The 24,530-nt window shown below is 61.3% G+C and carries 18 protein-coding genes and 1 tRNA gene; 8 read left to right on the forward strand and 11 right to left on the reverse strand.

The features are described 5' to 3' along the window. Window positions 1-82 precede the first annotated feature (82 nt). The gene (gene folK / locus DHB74_RS04850; RefSeq protein ID WP_074777527.1) at window positions 83-646 is read right to left on the reverse strand and encodes a 2-amino-4-hydroxy-6-hydroxymethyldihydropteridine diphosphokinase; all 564 of its coding nucleotides are present in this window, start codon (window positions 644-646) and stop codon (window positions 83-85) included. Beyond that, complete coding sequence (folB, locus tag DHB74_RS04855) at window positions 643-1,005, reverse strand: dihydroneopterin aldolase (protein ID WP_036989133.1); 363 nt, start codon at window positions 1,003-1,005, stop codon at window positions 643-645. The genes folK and folB overlap by 4 nt, the downstream gene beginning before the upstream one ends. A gap of 55 nt (window positions 1,006-1,060) precedes the next feature. Here folB and plsY point away from each other — a divergent pair, with 55 nt between their 5' ends. After that, on the forward strand, window positions 1,061-1,645 hold the full coding sequence (gene plsY, locus DHB74_RS04860; RefSeq protein ID WP_036989132.1) for a glycerol-3-phosphate 1-O-acyltransferase PlsY: 585 nt from the start codon (window positions 1,061-1,063) through the stop codon (window positions 1,643-1,645). Here the strand turns inward: plsY and tsaD are convergent, their stop codons facing one another. Then, the gene (tsaD, locus tag DHB74_RS04865) at window positions 1,646-2,677 is read right to left on the reverse strand and encodes a tRNA (adenosine(37)-N6)-threonylcarbamoyltransferase complex transferase subunit TsaD (RefSeq protein ID WP_499161029.1); all 1,032 of its coding nucleotides are present in this window, start codon (window positions 2,675-2,677) and stop codon (window positions 1,646-1,648) included. Between the two features lie 228 nt (window positions 2,678-2,905). Between tsaD and rpsU the strand changes: the two genes are divergently transcribed. The 5 genes from rpsU (at window position 2,906) to DHB74_RS04890 (ending at window position 9,956) form a co-directional block, all read left to right on the forward strand. Beyond that, the gene (gene rpsU, locus DHB74_RS04870) at window positions 2,906-3,121 is read left to right on the forward strand and encodes a 30S ribosomal protein S21 (RefSeq protein ID WP_036989131.1); all 216 of its coding nucleotides are present in this window, start codon (window positions 2,906-2,908) and stop codon (window positions 3,119-3,121) included. Window positions 3,122-3,371: 250 nt separating this feature from the next. Continuing rightward, entirely contained in the window at window positions 3,372-5,261 is a 1,890-nt protein-coding gene (gene dnaG / locus DHB74_RS04875; protein WP_499160892.1) for a DNA primase, read from the forward strand. An 89-nt stretch (window positions 5,262-5,350) separates the two neighbouring features. Further along, on the forward strand, window positions 5,351-7,213 hold the full coding sequence (gene rpoD / locus DHB74_RS04880; protein ID WP_074777523.1) for an RNA polymerase sigma factor RpoD: 1,863 nt from the start codon (window positions 5,351-5,353) through the stop codon (window positions 7,211-7,213). A gap of 170 nt (window positions 7,214-7,383) precedes the next feature. Further along, the gene (locus DHB74_RS04885; protein WP_499160893.1) at window positions 7,384-9,765 is read left to right on the forward strand and encodes a penicillin acylase family protein; all 2,382 of its coding nucleotides are present in this window, start codon (window positions 7,384-7,386) and stop codon (window positions 9,763-9,765) included. Between the two features lie 114 nt (window positions 9,766-9,879). Beyond that, window positions 9,880-9,956, forward strand: a tRNA-Ile gene (locus tag DHB74_RS04890). An 18-nt stretch (window positions 9,957-9,974) separates the two neighbouring features. Here the strand turns inward: DHB74_RS04890 and DHB74_RS04895 are convergent. Both DHB74_RS04895 and DHB74_RS04900 read right to left on the reverse strand, forming a co-directional pair. Beyond that, entirely contained in the window at window positions 9,975-11,150 is a 1,176-nt protein-coding gene (locus tag DHB74_RS04895) for an MFS transporter (protein WP_074777518.1), read from the reverse strand. Between the two features lie 139 nt (window positions 11,151-11,289). Further along, window positions 11,290-11,928, reverse strand: coding sequence for a TetR/AcrR family transcriptional regulator (locus DHB74_RS04900; protein WP_499160894.1), 639 nt, complete (start codon window positions 11,926-11,928; stop codon window positions 11,290-11,292). Between the two features lie 90 nt (window positions 11,929-12,018). Between DHB74_RS04900 and DHB74_RS04905 the strand changes: the two genes are divergently transcribed. Further along, window positions 12,019-12,636, forward strand: coding sequence for an NAD(P)H-dependent oxidoreductase (locus tag DHB74_RS04905; RefSeq protein ID WP_036989126.1), 618 nt, complete (start codon window positions 12,019-12,021; stop codon window positions 12,634-12,636). 140 nt (window positions 12,637-12,776) lie between these two features. On the opposite strand, the gene DHB74_RS04910 is transcribed toward DHB74_RS04905, so the two are convergent. The 4 genes from DHB74_RS04910 to DHB74_RS04925 form a co-directional block, all read right to left on the reverse strand. Next, window positions 12,777-16,019, reverse strand: a complete 3,243-nt coding sequence (locus DHB74_RS04910; protein WP_499160895.1) for an efflux RND transporter permease subunit — start codon at window positions 16,017-16,019, stop codon at window positions 12,777-12,779. Further along, a complete protein-coding gene (locus tag DHB74_RS04915) occupies window positions 16,016-17,224 on the reverse strand; it encodes an efflux RND transporter periplasmic adaptor subunit (protein WP_280164764.1) in 1,209 nt (402 codons plus the stop codon). Before DHB74_RS04915 ends, DHB74_RS04910 begins: the two co-directional genes overlap by 4 nt. After that, entirely contained in the window at window positions 17,224-18,708 is a 1,485-nt protein-coding gene (locus tag DHB74_RS04920; protein WP_083392347.1) for an efflux transporter outer membrane subunit, read from the reverse strand. The genes DHB74_RS04915 and DHB74_RS04920 overlap by 1 nt, the downstream gene beginning before the upstream one ends. Before the next feature lie 150 nt (window positions 18,709-18,858). After that, on the reverse strand, window positions 18,859-20,271 hold the full coding sequence (locus DHB74_RS04925; protein WP_036989123.1) for a hypothetical protein: 1,413 nt from the start codon (window positions 20,269-20,271) through the stop codon (window positions 18,859-18,861). Window positions 20,272-20,425: 154 nt separating this feature from the next. Here DHB74_RS04925 and DHB74_RS04930 point away from each other — a divergent pair, with 154 nt between their 5' ends. Then, window positions 20,426-21,649, forward strand: coding sequence for a benzoate/H(+) symporter BenE family transporter (locus DHB74_RS04930; protein WP_499160896.1), 1,224 nt, complete (start codon window positions 20,426-20,428; stop codon window positions 21,647-21,649). A gap of 252 nt (window positions 21,650-21,901) precedes the next feature. Here DHB74_RS04930 and DHB74_RS04935 read toward each other — a convergent pair whose 3' ends face one another. Further along, window positions 21,902-23,686: an acyl-CoA dehydrogenase C-terminal domain-containing protein gene (locus DHB74_RS04935; RefSeq protein ID WP_499160897.1), complete on the reverse strand. Its 1,785-nt coding sequence runs from the start codon at window positions 23,684-23,686 to the stop codon at window positions 21,902-21,904. A 192-nt stretch (window positions 23,687-23,878) separates the two neighbouring features. After that, window positions 23,879-24,520 carry an N-carbamoylsarcosine amidohydrolase gene (locus tag DHB74_RS04940; protein ID WP_499160898.1) on the reverse strand — a complete coding sequence of 214 codons (642 nt, stop codon included), beginning with the start codon at window positions 24,518-24,520 and terminating at the stop codon, window positions 23,879-23,881. Between the last annotated feature and the right edge of the window lie 10 nt (window positions 24,521-24,530).

A 24,530-nucleotide genomic window follows, 5' to 3' on the forward strand; every position in this document is an offset into this window, starting at 1 on the left:
CACTCCGTGCATTCCTGACACAAGGCAAGTCGCGTCGGCGCAGCGGTCTATGGAGTGTCGAGTGCCATCTCGACACAAGGGTTCAGGCCGCGCCGCTACCGGGAGCAGGATCGGCAGAGGGCAGCTGCTGACGCAGCAGCCAAGCAGGCGTCAGCGTCTGACCGTGCCACTCGAAAGCCACCGGCCAGACCTTCTGTTCGCCGCGCCACTCGCTCCACAACGTGGCGATGGTTGTATCACTGCCTGGCAACACCACCGCCGGAGCCAGCAATGCCAGGGGCCAGAGCACAAAGGCATTGCGGCGGGTCTCCGGGCGCGGCAGCAGCACACCGTCGTGTCGCCCGGCCAGCTCACCGTACAGCAGAATATCGATATCCAGGGTAATCCGCCCGGGCGAGGTCTGCTCGCGGCGGCCGCATGCGGCCTCGATAGCCTTGAGCGCAGCGTTCAGGTCAACCAGATCCAGCTGGCACTGCGCCCCGACCACCAGATTATAGAAACGCGTGCCGAGAATACCCACCGCATCGCTTTCAAACACCGGGGACAGTTCCAGCGGCCCCAACAACTGCTCCAGAGCATCCAACCCGCGGCGCAGATGGTGCTCGCGGTCGGTATTGCTGCCCAGGCCCAGGTAGATGACTGTCATGCGCTGCGGGTTCCACGTTCGATGACCACCCCGACGCCGCCGGCAGCTTCCTTTACTGCGCCGGGTTTGGTGACGGTCAACCGCAGCCAGGGCACACTGAACTCGCTCATCACCAGGGCGGCAACCCGCTCCGCCAGCGACTCGATCAGTTCGAAGTCGGTCGCTGACACGTACGTCAGCAAGCGCTGGCTGACCGCGGCGTAATCCAGCGTCAGACTCAGGTCATCCTGCGCGGCAGCCGCGCGGATATCCCAGGCCATGTCCAGGTCGAATAGCAGGCGCTGGCGGATGCCGCGCTCCCAATCGTAGACGCCGATCACCGTCTCGACTTCCAACCCCCTGATGAACACCTGATCCACCGTTTTCTCCCATGTCGACTACAATGGCCTTTCGATCAACCCGGCCAGGGGCACCATGACCATCGAATTCAATCTGTTGCTGTGTGTGGCCTACCTGCTCGGCTCGATTTCCTTCGCTGTGCTGCTTGCCCGCCTGCGCCATCAACCTGATCCACGCAGTTTCGGCTCACGCAACCCGGGGGCCAGCAACATGCTGCGCCTGGGCAATCGCCCGCTGGCCCTGGCCACCCTGCTGGGCGACATGGGCAAGGGCGCCCTGGTTGTCTGGCTGGCCCGGCACGAAGGGCTGGAACCGGTCCAGCAGGCCTGGGTGGGGCTCGCGGCCGTGATCGGTCATATCCTGCCGTTGTATCACCGATTCCAGGGCGGCAAGGGCGTAGCCACTGCCGCCGGTGTACTGCTACTTCTGTCATGGCCGGCAGCCGCTGTGGCGGCGCTGGCCTGGCTCGGCGCCTTTGCCATCCGCAGCATCGCCTCCCTCGCCTCGCTCGTCGCCTGCGTCGTGCTGCTGCCCTGGCTGGCCTGGCACAGCCCCGAACTGCAGATACCGGTCAGCCTCATGGTGTTGATCATTCTGCTGCGCCACCGGCTGAACATCGGTCGACTGCTGGCCGGCACCGAAAATCGTTTCAGGTCCTGATCAACCGACGATAGACGGCAACTGCTCCAGCGGCCAGCGGGCACGTGCTTCCAGCCCCACCCCGTCCTGCTGCCCGGCCATCAGCCGCTGGCAACCGGCGTAGGCGATCATCGCGCCGTTATCGGTACAGAATTCCGTGCGAGCATAAAAGAGTTCACCCTTCAGCCCCCCGGCCATCTGTTCAAGGGAGGCGCGCAGGCGTCGATTGGCACTGACGCCCCCCGCGATCACGAGCCGCTTCAGGCCGGTGGCCTTGAGCGCGCGCCGGCACTTGATGGTCAGGGTCTCGACTACCGCCTGCTCAAAGGCCAGAGCAACATCACTGCGGGTTTGCTCCCCGTCATCCCCCTCCGCGACACAGCGCTGCCAGGTATTCAGGGTGAATGTCTTGAGGCCACTGAAACTGAAATCCAGACCGGGGCGATCGGTCATCGGTCGCGGAAAGACGAACCGACCCGACTGCCCCTGCTCGGCCAAGCGGGCGATTTCCGGGCCGCCCGGGTAACGCAGCCCCATGAGCTTGGCCGTTTTGTCGAATGCTTCGCCCGCCGCGTCATCCAGGGATTCGCCCAGCAATTGATACTGACCGATGCCATCGACCCGAACCAGTTGGGTATGCCCGCCGGACACCAGCAGCGCAACGAAGGGAAATTCCGGTGGTCGGTCTTCCAGCATGGGCGCCAGCAGATGGCCTTCCATATGGTGTACACCCAGCGCCGGTACCTGCCAGGCGAACGCCAAGGCTCGGGCGAAGGCACCCCCGACCAGCAGCGCACCGACCAGTCCGGGTCCGGCCGTATAGGCGATACCATCCACTTCGCCCTCCGCCACACCGGCACGCTCCAGCACTTCACGCACCAGTGGCACCAGCCGCTTCACATGATCCCGCGACGCCAGCTCCGGCACCACGCCACCATAGATGCGGTGCAGGTCGATCTGGCTGAACAGCGCATCCGCCAGCAGGCCGCGCTCGCTGTCGTACAGCGCAACGCCGGTTTCATCACAGGAGGTTTCAATACCCAGAACACGCATGGAATCAGGTTTGCCGGTCAGCTTGGAAAAGAGGCGTGCATGATAATGCCCATGCTTCACTCAGACCAGCCTTTCCTGACCATCGCCCCGCCACGCCGCGGAGGATTCCTCAAACGCATCCTCCCTTTGCATTTCTTCTCCGAAGGCGGTAACATCCGCTCCCCTTGAAATGCAATCGCTCTGATCACGGTCAGGGCTATTACCCACAGTTTTTGAGAAAGGTACGAAATGCCTGCCGTCAAAGTAAAAGAGAACGAACCCTTCGACGTGGCCCTGCGTCGTTTCAAGCGCTCCTGCGAAAAAGCTGGCGTCCTGGCTGAAGTCCGCCGTCGCGAGTTCTACGAGAAGCCCACTACCGAGCGCAAGCGTAAGGCAGCTGCTGCTGTCAAGCGTCACGCCAAGAAGCTGCAGCGCGAAAACCGTCGCCGCGAGCGTCTGTACTGAGTTCAGTTGTAATGTCCTGCAGGGCCTGATCCCAGGCCCGCCGAGCGTGCACCACGCAGCGGCATAAGGACAGAAGTAATAAGCGCACACTGGTCCGGCCTTCTGGTATTACTGGAAATGGCTGGATTTTTGTGCTGCCTGCGTGTGCTATCATCACGCCCCGATAGCCGCCTGCTCCAACGCCTGTTCCCGTTGTGGCAGACTCAGGGCCAACCCCGAATATCCACCCCATTTTTGCAAGGCAGCATGCATGGCCGGGCTGATCCCGCAGGGTTTCATTGACGATCTTCTTGGACGCACCGACGTGGTCGAAGTGGTCGGCTCGCGCCTGAAACTCAAGAAGACCGGCAAGAACTACTCCGCGCTGTGCCCCTTCCACAACGAAAAGTCGCCTTCGTTCAGCGTCAGCCCCGACAAGCAGTTCTACTATTGCTTCGGCTGCGGCGCCGGGGGCAATGCCATCGGCTTTCTGATGGACTTCGAACGCCTGGACTTTCCCCAGGCAGTGGAAGAACTCGCCCGCCAGGCTGGCGTGGAGGTACCCCGCGAAGAGCGCAGCGACCGCCGCGGCGGCAACCGTCCGTCACGCCAGGACAGCCCGCTGTACCCGGTACTGGAGAACGCCGCTGCCTTTTATCGCCAGCAGCTGCGCCACCATGCCCAGCGCAAGCGCGCCGTGGATTACCTGCAACTACGCGGGCTCACCGGCCAGATAGCCAAGCTGTACGATATCGGCTTTGCGCCGCCCGGCTGGAACAACCTGATGGGCCACCTGGCCACCGACAATACCGAGGAGAAGGTACTGATCGAAGCCGGCCTGGTGGTGGAGAATCCCGACAGTGGCAAGCGCTACGATCGCTTCCGCGACCGCATCACCTTCCCCATTCGCGACAGCCGCGGACGGGTAATCGGTTTCGGCGGCCGAGTTCTGGGCGATGACAAGCCGAAGTATCTCAACTCGCCCGAGACCCCGGTGTTCCACAAGGGGCGCGAACTCTATGGACTGTACGAGGCGCGCAAGCAGAACAGGCAACTGGACGACATCCTGGTCGTGGAAGGCTACATGGATGTGATCGCCCTGGCGCAGCATGGCGTGACCAATGCCGTCGCCACCCTGGGCACAGCGACCAGCGAAGAGCATCTGAAGCGCCTGTTTCGCATCGTCAACAGCGTCGTGTTCTGCTTCGATGGCGATAACGCCGGCCGTCAGGCTGCCTGGCGCGCCCTGCAATCCTGTCTGCCGGCACTGGAAGATGGTCGCCATGTGCGCTTCATGTTCCTGCCCGAAGGCCAGGACCCGGACAGCCTGATCCGCAGCGAAGGACACGATGCCTTCCGCGCCCGCATGGTGCAGCAGGCCCAGCCGCTGACCGACTACCTGTTCCGCCATCTGGCCGAGGAGGCACCGCCGGACAGCCTGGAGGGCAAGGCCCATCTGGCAACCCTGGCGCTCCCCCTGATCGAGCAAGTACCCGGCAGCCTGCTCCGCCGCCTGCTGCGCCAGTCCCTGGAAGCGCGCACCGGCATGGATCTGGACAGCCTGCCCGCAGCGCCACCGGTCGAGCCGACCAGCGCACCGCCCATGGAACCGGGTTACGATGCCTGGGAAGGCTATGAGCGCCAGTACGACGAGACTCCCGACTGGGACAGCTCGCCAGTTACGCGCCCCAGCCGCAACCGCCGCCAACCCCAACGCCAGCGCGACACCAGCGGCGTGGAAAGCCCCGTCATGAGCGCGACCCGCACCCTGCTGCATCACCCGCACCTGGCAGGGCTGGCCAAGCAGGCGAGCCAATTGGCCAATGAGGATGACGAAGAAGCCCAGCTGCTGATCGCACTGATCGACACCCTGCAGAAGAATCCGCAGCTATCGACCATCGAACTGCTGGCAAGATGGCATGGCACCGCGCTCGGCGAGCAGCTCAATCGTCTGGCCGAGAAGGAATGGATACTGAATATTGCCAGTGCCAACCTTGAACAACAGTTTTTCGACACTATAACTACACTGATGGCAAGACAAACCGACCGTCAGATCCAACACCTCCTCGACAAGTCGGCCCACACGCCACTCATCGCCGAGGAAAAACAGCAGCTGCGCGAGCTTCTGGGCAGAAGACATACACCAACTGCCGAGAACTGACAATCAGGCAAACTGGTAAGGCACCCTGATTTCAGGGTATAATCCGCAGCTTCCTTTTTTGCACACCAAGGCATCCACATAGGGTTGTTATGTCCGGAAAAGCGCAACAGCAATCCCGTCTCAAAGAGCTCATTGCCCGCGGTCGCGAGCAAGGCTACTTGACCTACGCGGAAGTCAACGACCATCTGCCTGAGGATATCTCAGATCCAGAACAGGTTGAAGACATCATTCGCATGATCAACGACATGGGAATCACGGTCTTCGAGACTGCACCCGATGCCGATGCTCTTCTACTGGCCGATAATGACGCCGACGAAGCCGCCGCGGAAGAAGCCGCAGCCGCTCTGGCCGCCGTTGAAAGCGACATCGGCCGCACCACCGACCCGGTGCGCATGTACATGCGCGAAATGGGTACCGTCGAGCTGCTGACCCGCGAAGGCGAGATCGAAATCGCCAAACGCATAGAGGAAGGCATCCGCGAGGTGATGGCGGCCATCTCCATGTTCCCCGGCACCGTCGAGGGCATCATCAGCGAATACCAGCGCATCGCCGAAGAAGGCGGGCGCCTGTCGGATATCTTCAGTGGTTATATCGACCCTGACGATGACGGCATGTCCGGTACCGACAATGCCATCGTTCCCGGTGAGACAGCCAAGCCGAAGAATGACAAGAAGGCCGACGACGAAGACGAAGAAGACGAAGAGCAGGACGACGATGACGAGGCCGAAGAAGGTGATGGCGGCCCGGATCCGGAGCTTGCCCGTCAGCGTTTCGGCGCGGTCAACGAGCAACTGCAGAAAGTCCGCAAGGCACTGAAGAAGCACGACCGCCACAGCCCGGAAGTCGTTGCCGAGCTGGAAGCGCTGGCGCAGCTGTTCATGCCGATCAAGCTGGTACCCAAGCAGTATGACGCGCTGGTTGTTCGCGTGCGCAGCACCCAGGACAACATCCGCGCCCAGGAACGCGCCATCATGCAGCTGTGCGTGCGGGATGCGCGTATGCCGCGTGCCGATTTCCTGCGCAGCTTCCCCGGCAACGAGACCAACGAAGCCTGGATCGACAGCCTGCTGGCCGACAAGCCGCGCTATGCTGCCGAGCTGGAAGCGGTCAAGGCCGACGTCATCCGTGCGCAGAAGAAACTCGTCGCACTGGAAGAAGACGCCCAGCTGAGCATCGCCGACGTCAAGGACATCAACCGTCGCATGTCGATCGGTGAAGCCCGCGCCCGCCGTGCCAAGAAAGAAATGGTCGAGGCCAACCTGCGTCTGGTGATCTCCATTGCCAAGAAGTACACCAACCGCGGCCTGCAGTTCCTCGACCTGATTCAGGAAGGCAACATCGGCCTGATGAAGGCGGTGGACAAGTTCGAATACCGCCGCGGCTACAAGTTCTCGACCTATGCCACCTGGTGGATTCGCCAGGCGATCACCCGCTCGATCGCCGACCAGGCGCGCACCATCCGGATTCCGGTGCACATGATCGAGACGATCAACAAGCTCAACCGCATCTCCCGTCAGATGCTGCAGGAAATGGGCCGCGAGCCCACCCCTGAAGAGCTGGGCGAGCGCATGGAAATGCCCGAGGACAAGATCCGCAAGGTATTGAAGATCGCCAAGGAGCCGATCTCCATGGAAACCCCCATCGGTGACGACGAAGACTCGCACCTGGGTGATTTCATCGAGGACGGCGCCATGGAATCGCCGATCGATTCAGCGACCGTGGAAAGCCTCAAGGAAGCGACCCGCGAAGTACTTTCCGGCCTCACCGCCCGTGAAGCCAAGGTACTGCGCATGCGCTTCGGCATCGATATGAACACCGACCACACGCTGGAAGAGGTCGGCAAACAGTTCGACGTCACCCGCGAGCGGATCCGTCAGATCGAGGCCAAGGCCCTGCGCAAGCTGCGTCACCCGACCCGCAGCGATCACCTGCGCAGCTTCCTCGACGAGTAAGCACACCGCAGTACCAATAGAAACGCCCGGCTTGCCGGGCGTTTCTGTTTCCAACGCTCACTCCCCCGCCAAAGAAATTACGGCTGCGCTCTATGCTGCGCTTCCATCCTCGCTTATTCTGGGCAGCATCACCCAAACGGGTGTTTGAATAATAATAAGAGGAAAGGAACATGCAGCAATATAGGCAGCGTAGAAGTCTCGCTCAACTAGGATTGATCAGCACCTTTCTGATGCTGGGTGCGTGCAAGTTCGGTAGCAGTGGCGGCGGTAGCGATGCTCCCCCTCCAGCCAGTTACAAGGCTACTATCGAACGCACCACCTACGGCATCCCCCATATCACCGCCGACAATTTCGCCGGCGCAGGATACGGACACGGTTACGCCATCGCGGAGGATAACCTCTGTGTGCTGGCCGATGCCTTCCTTACCTTCCGTGGCGAACGCTCACGTTATTTCGGGCCAGATGAACCCGCCTCGCTGATGAGCACCTTCGGCTCACCCCCCAACCTGGAGGCGGATTTCTTTTTCCGCTTTGTAGTCGATGATCAACAGGTTGAGAAATTCAAGGACGCGCAATCCGAGGATGTCCGTGACCTTTTGCACGGCTTTACCGCAGGCTACAACCGTTATGTAACCGAAATACAAGACGGCGGGCATGCCGGTCGCCATGCCGATTGCCGCAACCAGGAATGGCTGATGACGGTAACCGAAGACGACCTCATGCGTCGCCTCGTTGGGCTGAACCTGGCCGCCAGCAGTGCCAACTGGGTACAGGAAATCGCCAGCGCGCAGCCGCCAGCCATCGGCGCGGCCACAATGCGCAGCCGCAGCGCACCGCAGGAATTGAATATCGATCCGGAGCGCTTCAAGCTGGGCCGCAAGGAGGGGATCGGCAGCAATACCTTCGCCTTTGGCAGCGACACTACCGAATCCGGTGAGAGCCTGCTGTTTGCCAACCCCCATTGGTTTCACCTGGGCATTGACCGCTTCTATCAGATCCACATGACCATCCCTGGAAAACTGGATATTTCCGGGGCCTCCATCATGGGCTCACCCATGATCCAGATGGGCTTCAACGACAATATCGCCTGGGCGCATACCGTCTCCACCGCCTACCGCTTCACGCTCTATCAGTTACAGCTGGCGAACGGCGATCCCACGCGCTACATCCAGGATGGCCAGGAGAAAGCGCTGGAGGCCACCGAGATCACCGTTCAGGTCAAGCAAGCCGATGGCTCTCTGGCCCCCGCCTCACGGACGCTATATCGCTCGGCCTACGGTCCGATGATCAACCTGGCAGACATGGGCCTGCCGGGCTGGAGCGATCAGGCCGCCTTCACCCTGCGCGATATCAACCTCGAAAACACCCGAGCCTTCGAGAACTTCTTCGCCTGGAACCAGGCAGAGTCGCTGACCGATTTCTATGACATAACCAGACAGTACGTCGGCATTCCGTGGGTCAACACCACGGCCATCGGTCGTGGCGATGATCGTGCGCTCTATTCCGATATCACAGCTGTGCCCAACGTACCCGACAGCATGCTGCCCGGCTGCCTGGCTCAGCCTTATGGACCCATCGTGTTGCAGTTGGTACCAGGCCTGCCGCTATTGGATGGCAGTCGTACCGAGTGTGATTGGCGTACGGATGGGGATTCGCGGCAGCCTGGCGCCTTCGGCCCCAGCAAGCTGCCCAGCCTGCTCACCAGCGACTATGTGGCGAACATGAACGACAGCTACTGGCTGAGCAATCCCGAGCAACCGCTGACCGGTTTCGACGGCATCATCGGCCGCGAGAACTACCAGCAAACCCTGCGCACGCGCATGGGTCACACCCTGGTCAGGGAACGGCTGGCCGGTACCGATGGTTTGAACGGTCATTTGGCCAACAGCGAGAACATCCGCGATATCGTGCTCAACAGCCGGGTCTATAGCGCTGAACTGCTGAAGGACGAAGTGCTTGCCAGCGTCTGCGACGCCGGTGCGCCCGACACCGAGCAGCAGGCCTGCCAGATCCTGGCCAGCTGGAACAATACCGGCGAGATCGATGCCGTCGGCGCCCATATCTGGACCGCCTTCTGGATGAACATAGATCTGGCCCCAGGCCAGAGCCTGTATGCCACGCCCTTCGATGCAGCCGATCCGGTCAATACACCAGCGGGTCTGAGTAGCAATACCAGCGTGCAGGAAGCCGTTCGTAGCGCATTTTCCAGCGCCGTTGCGGAACTGGTGGATGCCAATATCCCGCTCAACGCCAAGCTGGGTGAGGTGCAGTTCTTCCTCAAACCGGGCAAGCAGATCCCCCAATATGGTGGCGAGGGCGAGGAAGGCTACTTTACCGTGCTACGTAACACCTATATGCACGTGGTGGATTTCCCCGAAGGTGAACCGGTACGAGCCTACACCTTCCTGAGCAATTCCCAGTCCACCGACCCGGCCAGCCCGCACTACGCTGACTACACCGAAGCCTATGCAGACAAGAACTGGCATCGGGTGCCCTTTACCAGAGAGCAGATCGAAGCTGAACGCATTTCCAGCATCGATATCAGCGAGTAAACCCACCTGCCTGCAAGGTGCCCCGGTGCCTTGCAGGCTCCCCCACCCGCTGCCGCACAGCAGCCTAGCCAGAGCCAACCGCAGTCCGTATAATCCGCGACTGTTGTAATAAGTGGGCCTATAGCTCAGTTGGTCAGAGCAGTCGACTCATAATCGATTGGTCGTAGGTTCAAGTCCTACTGGGCCCACCATCTTGACGTTGCAGTGAATTACAGCGAAGCGACAGCATCAGCCTCCGCCTCGTCCTCCGCTTTTCCCAGTCGCCAACTCATGGCCAGCACCACCAGCGCACCCACCGCCATGCAGATCCAGGCCCATTCCAGCGAGGCCATGGTGTCTCTGATGACGCCCGCCAAGAGTGGCATCAACGCTGCGATGGCATAACCACCACCCTGCACAAAAGCCAGCAACGCGCCGGCCTGGGCTGGGGAATCCGCGTGGTCCAGGGTGACGATCAGAGACAGCGGGAAGAGTGCGCCGATGCCCAGGCCCAGCAGCACAATGGCCGGCAGCATGAGCGATATGGGCGCCAGAATCAGACAACCCAGGCCCGCCAGTACAAACAGGATGACGACGGTCAGCAACGGCCGGCGGTCCGGGAAGCGGTGCACCAGGGTTGATACGGCCAGCCCGGCGACGACTTCCATGGCTGACAATGTACCGAGCAGGTAACCCGCGTGAACCGAGGTGAACCCCAGATCGATGTAGTAGGCTGGCAACCACGCAAGGGCCAGGGTGTATGCGCTGGTGCCGATGCCGAAGAAGGCCAGCAGGTACCAGGCCCGGGTGCTACGGTAGGGCAGCACCACACGGTCCGCTGTACGCTCGCGACCGCCGGCGTAGCGTATCCAGGCGATCAGGGCCAGCAAGGCAGGAATCAGCGCGATGCCCAGCACCAGCTGCCAGCCACCGACAGCCGCCGCCGGGGCCGCTCCGGCGGCGGCTATCACCGCCCCACCCATGATGCCGGTGGTGAACAGCCCCATGAGCGAGCCTGCCCGCTCGGGATGGTTTCTTTTCAGCCAGGCCGGCATCAGCGCCTGGACCATGGCGATGCCAGTTCCGGCAACGGCTGCCGAGACGATCAACCAGTTGCCCGAATCAATCACGAATCTCGCCGCGCTGGCCAGGGTGATCAGCAGCATGCCGAGTGCTATTCCCCTCACCTCCCCTACCCAGCGCTGCAACCACGGACCAGCAAGAGCGCATACGCCCATCAGCACGACCGGCAATGTCGTCAACAGCCCCGCCTGGGTACTGCTGAGGCCCAGATCCCGTTGGAGTATTTCCAGCAACGGGCCGATGGCAGCCATGATCGGCCGGAGATTGAAACCAATAAGCAAGGCAAGTCCCGCAATCAGCGAGTACCGAGGAGAAGTAGACATGAATTATTTCCAGGAGGGGGAGCGCGGGCGGTACTTTAACACAGCCGGCGCGCCGGTTCTGGAGCCGCGGTGCTGATAAGGTGTGAAGCGGGGTAGGTTCCAGCGAGCCGCGTCATGATGGATGACACCGCATCGAGTTTCAAACCTGGTCAGGCACTCTCCCCCGCGCATTTCTGGCAACCATCCCTGTTATCACCTCCTCCAGCTCACCCTTGGCCTGCTCGGCTGTGATCTCACCGCAGACAGCGGCAGCCGAAAGCGCTTCAGCCGCCCCCAACATCCCGTGCAGACTGGCCAGCTTCAGCTCGCCACCTGCGAATGGCGAAAATAGCTCCTGGCATTTGTTCAGAAAAACCGCTTCATATTCGCGTTTGATTTTTTCCAGCTCTGGCGTGCTCGCCAACGCCGCAATCACCCCAGGGATTTCCCGCCCTTGAAGCAGCACACAGTCGATATAGGACGAAGCCACAACCGTGGCCCGGCTCAAGAGCGTCGGATCGCTAGCCTGGATAGCAGCATCCATGATGGACGTCTGGCGCAGATCGAAATCCTTGTACAGAGCCGCGAGCAGCCCCGAACGGGTTGCGAAATGGTCGTAGACCACCGGTTTAGTAACCCCGGCCTGCTCGGCGAGCCGGCCTAGCGTCAGGGCGTCAGTGCCTTCGCCGCTAACCAGTTGCCATGCCACATCCAGCAACTGGCGTAGCCGCTCCTCCCGGGTCAGCCGACGGCGCGGCCTGGACGATCCATCTTTTTGATCTTTGCTGGTTATTGACATCGCTATATACCATTAGTAACTTATAGGCGTAACTTACCAAAAGTATATAGCCGCCACGCTGGCGGTTCAAACTTTCACAGAGGTTTCGCCATGCATACACTCATCGTAGTCGCTCACCCAGAGCTCGAGTCGCTGACTCAGGCCGTCGCATCGCATATAGCCAAGGGCATTACGTCTGCACAACCACAGCATACGTTCGAGATAGCCGACTTGGCGCAGGAAGGCTTCGACCCTCGCTTCACCGCAGCCGACCTGACTGTACACCGCACACAAGCATCACCTGCTGCCGATGTGCAGTCAGAGCAGACCAGAATCGATCGCGCCGATGCCTTGGTATTGGTGTATCCCGTTTACTGGTGGAGCATGCCCGCGCTTTTGAAAGGATGGATAGACCGGGTGTTCTCGAACGGCTGGGCCTTCGATTTCAGTCCGGGAGGCGCCCTGATTAAAAAGCTGGCGCACCTGAACGTCCACCTGGTAGGTATCGGCGGCGCCGATCCGGGGACCTTCGAGCGGCATGGCTATGCAGCGGCCATGAAGACACAAATCGACCATGGCATCTTCAATTATTGCGGCGCAAAGGTGTTGAGCTCGCACCTGCTATTGGACAGTGAAACCGCTGACTCGACGAAGATATTGCAAGCAGCCCAGCAGATCGGCCACGAGATGGTTGCCGTGGATACCCATCGCCAGGTCGAGCACGCGTAACTGGAGTCTGAGAGCAGCCGCCCTTAGGCGGCAGCTCTCAGCCAGCTGTGGACCGCGCTGTTGATGCAGTCGCACAGAGATCCATAACGACTAAAACAATGGCACGGCTTAGGTAAACCACCGAGCACCCCCCGCCCCACTCAATCCAGCACTTTCTCCTCACCCGCATCCGCCGGGGTCAATAGCACATACAGCGCCGGCACCACGAACAGCGCCAGCACCGACACCGATAGCAGTCCAAAAATAATCACCAACGTGAGTGGTCGATAGAAGGCACTACTGACCGCCAGCGGCACCAGACCGACAATGGTGGTGATGGCCGTGGTGAGCAGCGGTCGCAGACGCCGGGCGGAACCGGCCGCGGCTGCTTCGGGGACGGTCATGCCGTCCTTCAGGTAGTTATTCATGGTATCGACCATGATGATGCCGTTGTTGATGGCGATCCCGATCAGCGAGACCAAGCCGATCATGGCGAAGAACGAGAAGGTGATGTCGAAGGCCCAGAAGCCGAGGGCAGAGCCAATGACGGCCAGCGGCATGGTCGCGAAGATGATGAAAGCCTGACGGAAGCTGCTGAACAGGATGACCAGCACACCGACAATCAGCACCACGGCAATGACCAGCGCCACCAGGGCCGAGGCGAAGGTTTCGGTGGTATCCGCTGCTTCCCCGCCGATCACGGCACGGTAGCCAGAGGGCCATCGTTGCTGCAGCTCGTCCAGCCGGGGCTGCACTTCGGCAAAGACTTCACCCACGGTGCGCCCTTCGTTCTTGGCCATGACGGTCAGCGCCCGCTCACCACCGACGTGGGAGATGGCGATAGCCGCTTCGGACTGGGTGGGCTTGAGTAGCTGCTGCATGGCGACGGAACGGCCATCCTGGGTGAAGGCACGTACTCGCGTCAGCTCTTCAGTACTGCGCGGTCCGCCCGCTTCGCCCGGGCGGCTGGGCCATTCAGTGCCCAGACGGATATCGATGTTGTCGTCACCATCGGCGGTGACGAAGGTACCGACTTCGTCGGAACTGAAGGCAATGCGCAGTTGTGAGGCCAGGTCACCGTGGTCGATGCCGAAGAAGTTGGCCGCTTCGCGGTCGGGCTGCAGGGCCAGTTGCGGTTTGAGCATGCCGATGTTATCGCGTACATCCACCACGCCCTGGGTATCGGCCAGCAGCGCCTGGACCTCGCGGGACAGGCGCAGCAGTTCGTCCATATCGGCACCGATCAGCTGGATCTCGATGGGATCACCCGCACTGGGGCTACTTGATTCCGGAACAACCAGCAACTGCGCGGCGGCAACATGCGCATTCAGATAGGCCGACAGCTCGCGGCGCAACTCATCGGCCAGCTCGTAAGACGGAGCGTCGCGTTCCTCCAGTGGGCGGAAGGTGGCGGAGAAGCCGATAAAATTCTCCGCTTCGCTGGGTTGCAGGTTGGAGGCCATCGAGCCGCCGGCGAAGGGACTCTTGAGACCCACCAGCTTCACCACATTCTCGAAATACGGTTTGTCGCGCAGGATAGCGCCAATGTCATCGGCGACCGCCTGGGAAGCTTCCAGCTGCACCGTGGGCGGCAGCTCGATGTTGATACCCAGGCGCTCGCCGTCCGTCGCGGGGAAGAGTTCGACCCGCGCCTGGGTAAAGGCCCACATGGAGAAAATGAACAGCACAATGGCGCCGAGCAACCACAGCCAGGCTTGCCGACGCTGCCGTACGACCCAGCGGGCATTCCACTGCTCCAGCCCATCGACGGCACGCCGGGTAATCCGGTCGGACAATCCCTGACGCTGCGGGTCTTCAGCTTTGCGCTGCCTACCCAGCAAGGCACGGGCCAGCGGCAAGGTGCACAACATGGCAACGATGAAAGAAAGGATCAGGCAGACCACCGTGGTGGTCGGCAACACCCGGATGAATTCGCCCACGGTGCCGCTGATCGACATCAGCGGCGCCAGCGCGAGGATGGTCGTCAACTGTGCGGCAAAGGCGGGCAAGGCGTAGCGCTTGACGGTCGCCAGCACGGCCTGGCCGAAGGTCTTGCCGCCGTTGTAGATCTCGTCGTGCAGCCCTTCCAGCAGAACGATGAAGACGTCGACGATCATCACCAGCGCGATCACCATGCCGATGACCACCAGCTCGTTGAGCGAATAGCCCATCAACATGATGATCAGCAGCACCCCGGCAAAGGTCACCGGCACTGACAGGCCGGCCAGGATTGCCTCGCGCCAGGCAATCGTCAGCAACAGGATGATGAACACCACGGCCATGGTCTGCAGGGCGCTGAAGAACACCTCGGCCAGCGACTCCATGATCTGGTTTGCCTCATCCTGGATGATGCTGTATTCCAGACCGGAAGGCCAGGCGCCTGCGTCCTGCATCCGCTCCAACGCGGCATGCAGATTCGCTACCAGATTCACGGTGTCAGCACCGGGGGTCTTGCGGACCGAGAGCTCCAGGGACGCGGCGTACTCTTCGCCGTTTGCGCTGAAAAAAGCCCGGGAAGTTTCGGTTTCCTGCATGCGGCGCACTGAGGCCACTTCATCCAGACGTACGGGGCGGTCGGCGCCCGGGCCACTGAGCCGCGCCACCGGCAACGCACGCAGGTCGTCCACATCATGGAAGCGCCCTTCCAGACGCACCACGGCCCCGATATCATCGCTGCGGATCTCACCGAATGGCTGCTCCACGTTGGCCTGCTGCACCGCATTGCGCACGGCTGACGGCGACAACCCCAGCGCCAGTAGCCGCTCAGGGCGCAGCAGTATCTGAACGATTTCCTCACGCTCCCCGCCAATGTTCACTTCATTGACGCCGGGCACGCGCTCCAGCTCATCGCGAATGCGCCTGGCCTGCTGGTTCATGGTTGCAGAGCCCGCCTCACCATGCAGGGTGAAGGTAAGAATCGGACGATCATCGACCGAGGCCTGTTTGATCGTCGGCCGCTCCACGTCTGCCGGCAGTTCCGCCTCGGCGTCAGCCACCGCGGCCCGCAACCGAGTCATGGCATCGATGGGGTCGGCCGAGGCGTCGAATTCGACGGATATGACCGAGAAGGAATCGTAGGAAGCGCTGTCAACTTTACGCACCCCCTCCAGAGTAGTGACCTCGTCCTCGATGAAGTCAGTGACCTGTTCCTCGATGGTACGGGGATCGGCGCCGGGCCAGGTGGTGGTGATGGTGGCCTGAGGGATATTCAGATCCGGCAGCGACTCCTTGACCAGTTGCATATAGGCCATCAGCCCACCGAGCAACAATGTGATCAGTAACAGAATGCCGAAGATCGGTTGCAGGAAGAAGAAGCGCGCCAACGGGTGGGCTGTGCGTACCTCTTCGCTTTCCTGCCGCGGGGTCGCCGGGAGCGCACCGTCCGGACTGTTGGCGGTGCTCATTCGCGTTCCCCGTCTGCTTGCAGGACCCGGACCTGCTGTCCATCGTAGAGAGCCGCCCGCCCATCGGTAACCACCAGTTCGCCCTCTGCTATCCCCTCGACGACTGCCCGGTAGGCGCCGGCCTGCTGGCCCAGTTCGACCCGGCGTTCATTGACCCGGCCACTATCCCGTTCCACCACGAAGACGAAGGATTGATCGTTGCGAAAGCGCAGCGCCTCCAGCGGCACGGCCAAACTCTCCTGCAGCACCGGCAGCGCGATCCAAACCGCGACGAACTCGCCGTCCAGCAGGCCAGGGTTGTCGCCTTCGGTATGCACGACCACTTCGAAGGTACGGGTTTCCGGGTCCAGGGAAGGGCTGATCGCATGCACCGTGCCGGCCACCCGATCATTCCCGACCAATGGATCGACATCGCGACCGTCTCTCGGCGGCTCACCACCAATCACTGCCCGGGCGCTATTCTCGACCTGCCGGAAGTCATAGGACGGCAGGTCCACCCGCACTTCAAAACGGTTCGGGCCGATCACCAGGGCAGGCACCGTGCGCAGGGCATTCTGTTCGGTGTTGGTTTGCACCACGCTGGGCATGAAATAACGGCCCTTCTCGATATTGAGGCGCGCGAGCACCCCGTCGATGGGCGACACCAGTCGCGACTCGTCCACCGTCAATTGCGCCTGCGCCAGCTGCGCACGACTGTTGTCCCGTGCTGCCGTGGCCTGCTCCACCTGCACCACGGCTTGGTCCAGTTCCTGTCGCGACGCGGAGCGCTGTTCGATCAGGGCTTCGTAGCGCCGGCGAGTTACCTTGGCCAGTTCCAGATTGGCCTCGGCTTCAGCCAGCGCCGCCCTGGCCGCCTGCAGGTCAGCTTGCACCCGCTCGGGTGCCTGGTGGGCGATCAATTGACCGGCCTTCACCGGACTGCCGACCCGCAGTTCTTCATCAACATGGGAGACCATGCCTTGCTGGGTAAAGGTCAGAAATTCACGCTGACGCGAGCGGGCAGTGCCCTGACTGTAGACCCACGTCTGCAGATTGCGATGTGCCACCGGCACCGCCTTGACGCTAACCAATTGCGCTTCACCGCCCTGTTGCCCCGCAGTAGCGGACTGGCCGTTCTGCTGCGCCTCCGGTTCCTCGGTGCCACCACACCCCAGCAAACCGAACAGCAAAACCACGCCAACAGCGCTCATACGACTCTTGCACATTATCTGGGCTCTTCTCTGGGATTAGTGGACAGGCTGCCGGCACTGACGGGTGTTACCGCAAGCACCGTGGACGAGCCGGACTCGAAGCCGCCGCCCAGCGCCAGATGCAATGCGATGCGGTTTTCTATCCGCGCATGGCGGGCGGTGATATGGGCGCTGCGGCCATCGAGGGCGCGTTGCTGACTCTCCAGCACGTTGAGAAACGGATCTATCCCTTGCAGATAGCGGTTATAGGACACCCGTACCGCCTCCTCTGCCGCACTGGCCGACCCATCCAGCACCTGCTCGCGGCGTGCCAGCAGCCCTTCTACCGCCAGGCGGCTTTCGACTTCCGCCAGGGCATTGAGCGCCGTTTCGATGTAGGCGTTCAGCGTCTCGTCGCGCTGGCCTTCGGCAATATCCACTTGAGCAACCAGGCGCCCGCCTTGGAATATCGGCTGCACAATGCGCCCGCCAATCGACCAGATCAGATTGCCGCTGCTGAACAGGTCGGAGAACTCGCTGCTGGAGTAGCCGCCCGAGCCCGTCAGTGAGACGGACGGCAGAAAGGAGCGCTTGGCCGCGCCCAGCTGGTATCCCGCTCCGATCAGCGCCAGCTCCGCGGCGCGCACATCCGGGCGCCGCACCAGCAGCTGCGCGGGCACACCTGCGGTGGGTGGCGGCGAAACAGCAGGCAGCGTGGCGCTGGTCTGCAGATTGCCGGCCGGGTAGTTTCCCATCAGTATTTCCAGCTGCCGGACGCTGACGGCCAGCGCCTCACGGCGCTGTTCAAGCCCGGCCTGGGCCGAGCCGAGGTTGGCGTCGGCGAGCATGCCGTCTGCTGGCGAGGCGATCCCAATCTGGACCCGGTTGTTGATCTGCCGGGCCATTTCTTCCAAGGCAGTGACGGTATCTTCCGATAGTTCGACCTGTGCCCGGGCATGGGTGATGTCGAAATACAGCTGCGTGATCTGCGCTGCTACCGACTGACGCATGGCACGCAGCTGCTCGCCGCTGGCCAGAAATTCGGCTCGGGCCGAGGCGCTCAGAGCGGACAGGCGGCCCCACAGATCCAGCTCCCAGCTAATATCCAGTGCCGCATTGTGGTTATTGCTGAGCATGGCCATATCGTCACCCAGATCCGATAATCCCAGGCCCGACAGGTTCTGGCGTTGGCGCGTGCTGTTCAGGCCAATCCCGACCTGGGGCAGCGCATCGGCGCCGGTGGACCTGACCCGCGCTTCGGCGATGCGTGCCCGGGCGATGGCCTGGGCGAGGCCGGGATTGCGTACCAGGGCCGTATCGACAAAATGGTTCAGGCGTTCGTCATCAAACTCCGTCCACCAACGCTCGGCGGGCTCGAAGGCGCCGGAAGACTCAGCGGCGAAGGTAACCGGCAGGGTAAACGGCAACACCGGTTCCGCTGGCGGCGACACACGGCAAGCCGTGGTGGAAACAGCCAGGCAGATGATGGCAGCACGCAATAGCGGCGTTGCCATCCTCATGCAATTTTCTTCTGTAGCGGTAACCCGAGCACAAACATTCTCCGTGACGCTCCCTTTGTTTCAACCGGCTCGGTTGTCTCCCTGCGACACCAAACCGGATTATTATTCATTGGTCACTTGCCGCTTCGTAAAGTTACATTCACCCGGCATTCAATGTCGACGTAGATGGTCACGCAAGCGCAGCAGCCCGCTTCTGCGCTGCTGCTCTTCGGCGCTGGGCCAGTGCGTCTTCTTGCTTTCGCAGTGGACTATACCATCGCTCCCCAGGCGCAAACGCCAGCGCTGGGCCGTGGAATGCCCCGTTCCCGGCTCGGTGTACACCAGCAACAGATTGTAGTCGTGCTGTTTCTCGATGGGGTGGGCCTGGATCGCAGCAAAGGGCTCATCGTCAGCGTAGCTGAACAGCCGGTTTCGTGTGGCCTGGATCATTTCGCACAATTTTTCGCAATCCAGGCTGAGGCGCTCCTGGATCTTGTCCCGTTCCAGCGCCCCCTTTTCCAGCGAAAGTACCGAACGGTAACAGATGATCTGCCGCTCTTCATTGGTAGCCCATTTGCCGGAGTGCTCCAGCACCTCATGGGGCAAATTGGGGAGTTTGCGATAGTCCAGCCATACTCGCTGCTGAGCCATGAGTCTTTTTGTGTAAGGCATCAGCAGGCGGATCTTCCAGCGCGGCTTGCCCTTACGCAACCAGCGGGTGATGACCGTAATCATGTCGTCACGCAACAGGTCGCGTATGGCGTACACCGAGGCGATACCCAGCAGCAGCGCAATCGATAGGTGCTGATTGCCCGCCCGCGCATTGAACAGAAAGTACGTGAACAGCGTCATGATCAGCATGGTTGATGCCGCCTTGACCAGCTTGCGGGTACCTTCCCCCAGCTCGGTCACCTTGGAACGCAGCAGCACCGGATATTCCAATAGACGATGATACAAACTCATGCGATTCCAGACCCGGGTCGGGGAGCCGTGGAAGTCGCTCAGATATTCCCGCTCCCGGCGATGGCGGTATTCCTGCTGCAAAAACTCCTGGATGGCTGCGATGAGCTCTTCATCCAGCTCGCTGTAGCCTTCCAGGGTCATGCATTCGAGAAAGAACTGTTCTGCATGCCAGGAGAAGTAGATATCCAGCTGCCGGAAGTAGCGCCGCTGATTGCTCTGCTCCGGCGTCGATCTGCGCAGACGCTGGGCAAAGTTCTGACTCAGTCGCAGCGCCCGCTTGAGCGGCTCTTCCGTCACACCGGCATTTTGGATCTGCTGTCGCAGCCGGTCCATGGAGGCCCGATATTGAAAGAGCCAGGAGCCGAACATGATTTCATAGTGAGGGGATAACAGCGCGAAAGATCCGTCTGTCTTGCTGACCCGGTCTTCTTCAGGCAAACCGAGCAAACCGAAGCGGTGTGACAGCGTGCTGAAGAAGAACTGCCGCTCATCCAGCGTCCAGGCGGACAGGTCATTTTCATGGGGCGTGAATAGATATAGCTCGACGTCGTAGCGGCCCGGCTTTTTCAATGTGCGAGTCAGCTGTAGCCGATAATCACCCTTACGCTTCAGCGAGAACACGATCCCTCCACTCAAAACTGTTATCCGCCCGCGTGCGGCGTGCTCATCCTAGCACGAGCACGTCAAGGCAACCGGCGCTAACATGAGCGGGCCCAATTATGTGAAGATCGTAGCCCTGACTGCTATCCCTTGTGCATGACCTGATGAGTTGCCCATGAGTTTTTTCAAAGACCTTTCCGTTTCTTCCTTCAGCGCCGGCTTCGTCGCTGTGCTGGTGGGCTTCACCAGCTCCGCCGCGCTGGTATTCCAGGCTGCCAGCGAGCTGGGCGCCACGCCTGCGCAAATCGGCTCCTGGATGCTTGCACTGTGTCTGGGCATTGGGGTTTCGGGTATCTATCTTTCCTGGCGTTTCAAAGCGCCGGTCGTCACCGCCTGGTCGACGCCGGGCGCTGCAGTCCTGGTGACCGCCGCCTCCAGCGCCACTTTGCAGGAAGCCACCGGCGCGTTCGTCCTGTGCGGACTTCTGATGGCGCTGTGCGGCTTCTTCGGCTGGTTCGAGCGGATCATGCAGCGGATTCCACCGGCGATTGCAGCGGGCATGCTGGCCGGGGTACTGCTGCGCTTCGGCATGGAAGCTTTCGCCGCGCTGGCCACGGCTTTCAGTCTGGTCTTCCCGATGTTGCTGACCTACCTGCTGGCCCGCCGCCTGATCCCTCGTTATGCCGTGATGGCGCCGCTGGTGGTGGGCATTGCTGTGGCAGCGGCCAGTGACTCGCTCGACTTCAGCGCCTTGAGTTTCACCGTCACTACGCCGCAATGGGTCACACCCGCATTCAGCGTGCAGGCTTTGATGGGCGTGGCGTTACCGCTGTTCGCCGTCTGCGTGGCATCTCAGAATCTGCCGGGGCTAGCTGTGATGCGGGCCGCCGGCTACCAGACACCCGCCTCGCCCCTGATCGGCTGGACCGGACTGGCGACCTTTGTATTGGCGCCGTTCGGCGCCTTTGGCGTGAATCTGGCCGCCATCACCGCGGCCATCTGCACCGGCCCCGAGGCCCATGACGATCCCGCCAAGCGCTATACCGCAGCGATAGTGTCCGGTCTATTCTATCTGGTGGCAGGTATCTTCGGGGCCAGCATCGGCGCGCTGTTTCTGGCATTCCCGAAAGAGTTGGTACTGGCTATTGCCGGCTTCGCGTTGATCAACACCATTGGCAGCGGACTGGTCAGTGCGCTGCAGGAAGAACGCCACCGGGAAGCGGCGCTAGTGACTTTCCTGGTCACGGCTTCCGGGGTGTCGCTGCTGGGGATAGCATCGGCATTCTGGGGCATGGTCGCCGGGGCCGGCGCCTTGCTGATATTGCAGGCGCCGGGCTTGCAGCAATTACGCAAGCGCAAGGTGGAATCGGCGGAGCACGAGTCGACAGAGAACGGCTGATATCCGGCAAGGCCGGATGGCTGGAAGACGCCCATTAAAAAACCCCGCCGAAGCGGGGTTTCGCAGAATAACGTCCTGATCATCATCCTTAACGCTGGTACTTCCTGTAACTCGATCCCTGCTCCCTTTTGTACTGCTTCGCTTCCTGCGGTGCATCCTTGCGAAACCAATAGTACGCAGGTGCCAGGTGGCGGCCCATAGGCTATTACCGCCACGTTTTGTAAGTGTTCTCCTACGTACGGAAGAAGCGTCTCAGAATTGCGCCGATTCCAGTTCGAACAACACGTCACTACCGGCGCGCACCGACGCGCTCAGCGAATGGATACGCGGCAGCAGACGCTTGAAATAGAAGCGCGCAGTAGCCAGCTTGCCCTGATAGAAACCGTCAGCACCCTGCTCCGCTGTCAATGCCGCCTTGGCCATCCGCGCCCACATGTAGGCGTAGGCCGTGTAGCCGAAGGTGTGCAGATACTCCACCGAAGCCGCGCCGATCTCGTTGGGATTGGCTTTGCTGTTATCGATGACCTGGGCAGTCAACTCCTTGAGGTTCTCCAGTGCCGCCTGCAGGGGCTCGATAAACTCACCCATTTCGGCAGCATCGTTTTCGCTGATGAACGCGTCGATCTCATCGGCAAATACCTTGAAGAAGGCACCACCGTTGGCGACTGTCTTGCGCCCCATCAGGTCCAGCGCCTGGATGCCGTTGGTCCCTTCGTAGATCTGCGCGATACGCACATCCCGCACCAGTTGTTCCTGGCCCCACTCGCGGATATAGCCATGGCCACCGAGTACCTGCTGACCATGAACGCAGCTTTCGAAGCCGACGTCGGTAAAGAAGGCCTTGGCTACCGGCGTGAGCAGCGCCACCAGGTCTTCGCCTTTCTTCTTGATCTGCTCGTCGTCAGCGAACTTGCTGATGTCCAGCTGCATGCCAACATAGGTGGAGAAGGCACGGCTACCTTCGGTCATCGCCTTCATGGTCAACAGCATGCGACGCACGTCTGGATGCACCATGATCGGGTCGGCGGCCTTGTCCGGTTGTACCGCGCCGGTCGGAGCGCGGCTCTGGATGCGTTCGCGAGCGTATGCGACTGCCGTCTGGTAAGACGCTTCGGCGCAACCGATGCCCTGGATACCGATGGACAGGCGCTCGTAGTTCATCATGGTGAACATGGCATTCAGGCCCTTGTTCAATTCACCGATCAGATAGCCCTTGGCACCATCGAAGTTCATCACGCAGGTAGCCGAGCCCTTGATACCCATTTTATGTTCAATCGAGCCGCAGCTCAGGGAATTGCGCTCACCCAGGCTGCCGTCTTCGTTGACCAGGAATTTGGGCACCAGGAACAGAGAAATGCCCTTGGGCCCGGCCGGTGCGTCGGGCAGCTTGGCCAGTACCAGGTGAATAATATTCTCGGTGAGGTCGTGTTCACCGCCGGTGATGAAGATCTTGGTGCCGGTCACCGCGTAGCTGCCATCGGCCTCGGGTACGGCCTTGGTGCGGATGATACCCAGGTCAGTACCGGCATGGGGCTCGGTCAGGCACATGGTGCCAGCCCAGGTGCCTGCATACATGTTCGGCAGGTACTTCTGCTTGAGTTCTTCGCTGCCATGGGCGTCCAGCGCCAGGGTGCTGCCGGCAGTCAGGGCGATGTACAGCGCGAAGCTGCTATTGGCGCCGTAGATCATCTCTTCAACCTGAACGCCGAGGGTCTTGGGCATGCCCAGTCCACCGAACTCGGGATTACCAGCCAGCCCTACCCAGCCGCCTTCGGCATAGGTGGCGTAAGCCTGCTTGAAGCCAGCTGGGGTGGTGACTTCGCCGTTGTTCCACACAGCACCTTCTTCATCACCGTTGCGGTTCAGCGGGGCGATGGTCTGGGAGGTGATCTTGGCCGCTTCTTCGAGCATGGCTTCGGCAGTATCGGCATCAATGGCGCCATTCAAGCCGGGCAGGCTCTGCCACAGCTGGTCGGCTGCAAAGGTTTCATTGAGAACGAAACGGATGTCACGCAGGGGGGCTTGGTACTCGGCCATGGGAACTCCTCAGTCAGTGTGCCGGCTCAACCGGGTCGATTGGGCTGATTGTAGACTGAGACCATTTCAAACGATAGCGTCTTGTTGTGACTTTTTCCTGACCAGCAGTCATACTTTGGCCGCATTGCATGCTGCCCTCCTGAGTGCGCCCTGACACGCCCGACTCGCCCGGACGTGTCACGACCTCGCTTCTCAGGCGCGACCGACCTCCTCCTGCAGTCCCGCAATCACCTCCCCAAGCGTCAGGACATCACCATACTTGCTGTCGATATCAAACAGGTTCGCCTCGTGGGGCCCCGCATGGCGGTCCCCCACGCACTCACGCGCCACGATCACGTGAAAGCCGTGCTGCACGGCGTCCACTGCGGTTGCCCGCACGCAGCCACTGGTGGAGCACCCGGCCAGCACCAGGGTATCCACGCCCTGCGCATGCAGCAGCGATCCGAGACTGGTCCCGAAAAAGGCGCTGGCATACTGCTTGGTGATCACCAGTTCCCCCGGGGCGGGGGCGACCGGCGGGCAGAATTCGGCCAGGGGATTACCCTCGACCATGGCCTTCATGACCGGCGCTTTTCTGACCCAGACGCCGCCATCGGCGCAATCCTCGGCAAAGTAGCGGATATTGGTGTGGATAACCGGCACGCCATGGGCGCGCGACCAGCCCAGCAATTGCTGCGCGTGGTCCACGGCCGCTACTACGCCCTCGGCAAACAGCGGCGCACCGGGCACGGTGTAGGCCTGCATGAAGTCGATGAACAGCACCGCGCAGCGGCGACCGAAGCCGATCCGGTGCCCCCACACGCCCTGATAATTTTCCGCAGCACTGACAGACATGCGATGTCTC

It is taken from the genome of Pseudomonas sp. G11-1, assembly GCF_024031555.1.
GTDB classification, from domain to species: Bacteria; Pseudomonadota; Gammaproteobacteria; order Pseudomonadales; family Pseudomonadaceae; genus Halopseudomonas; species Halopseudomonas bauzanensis.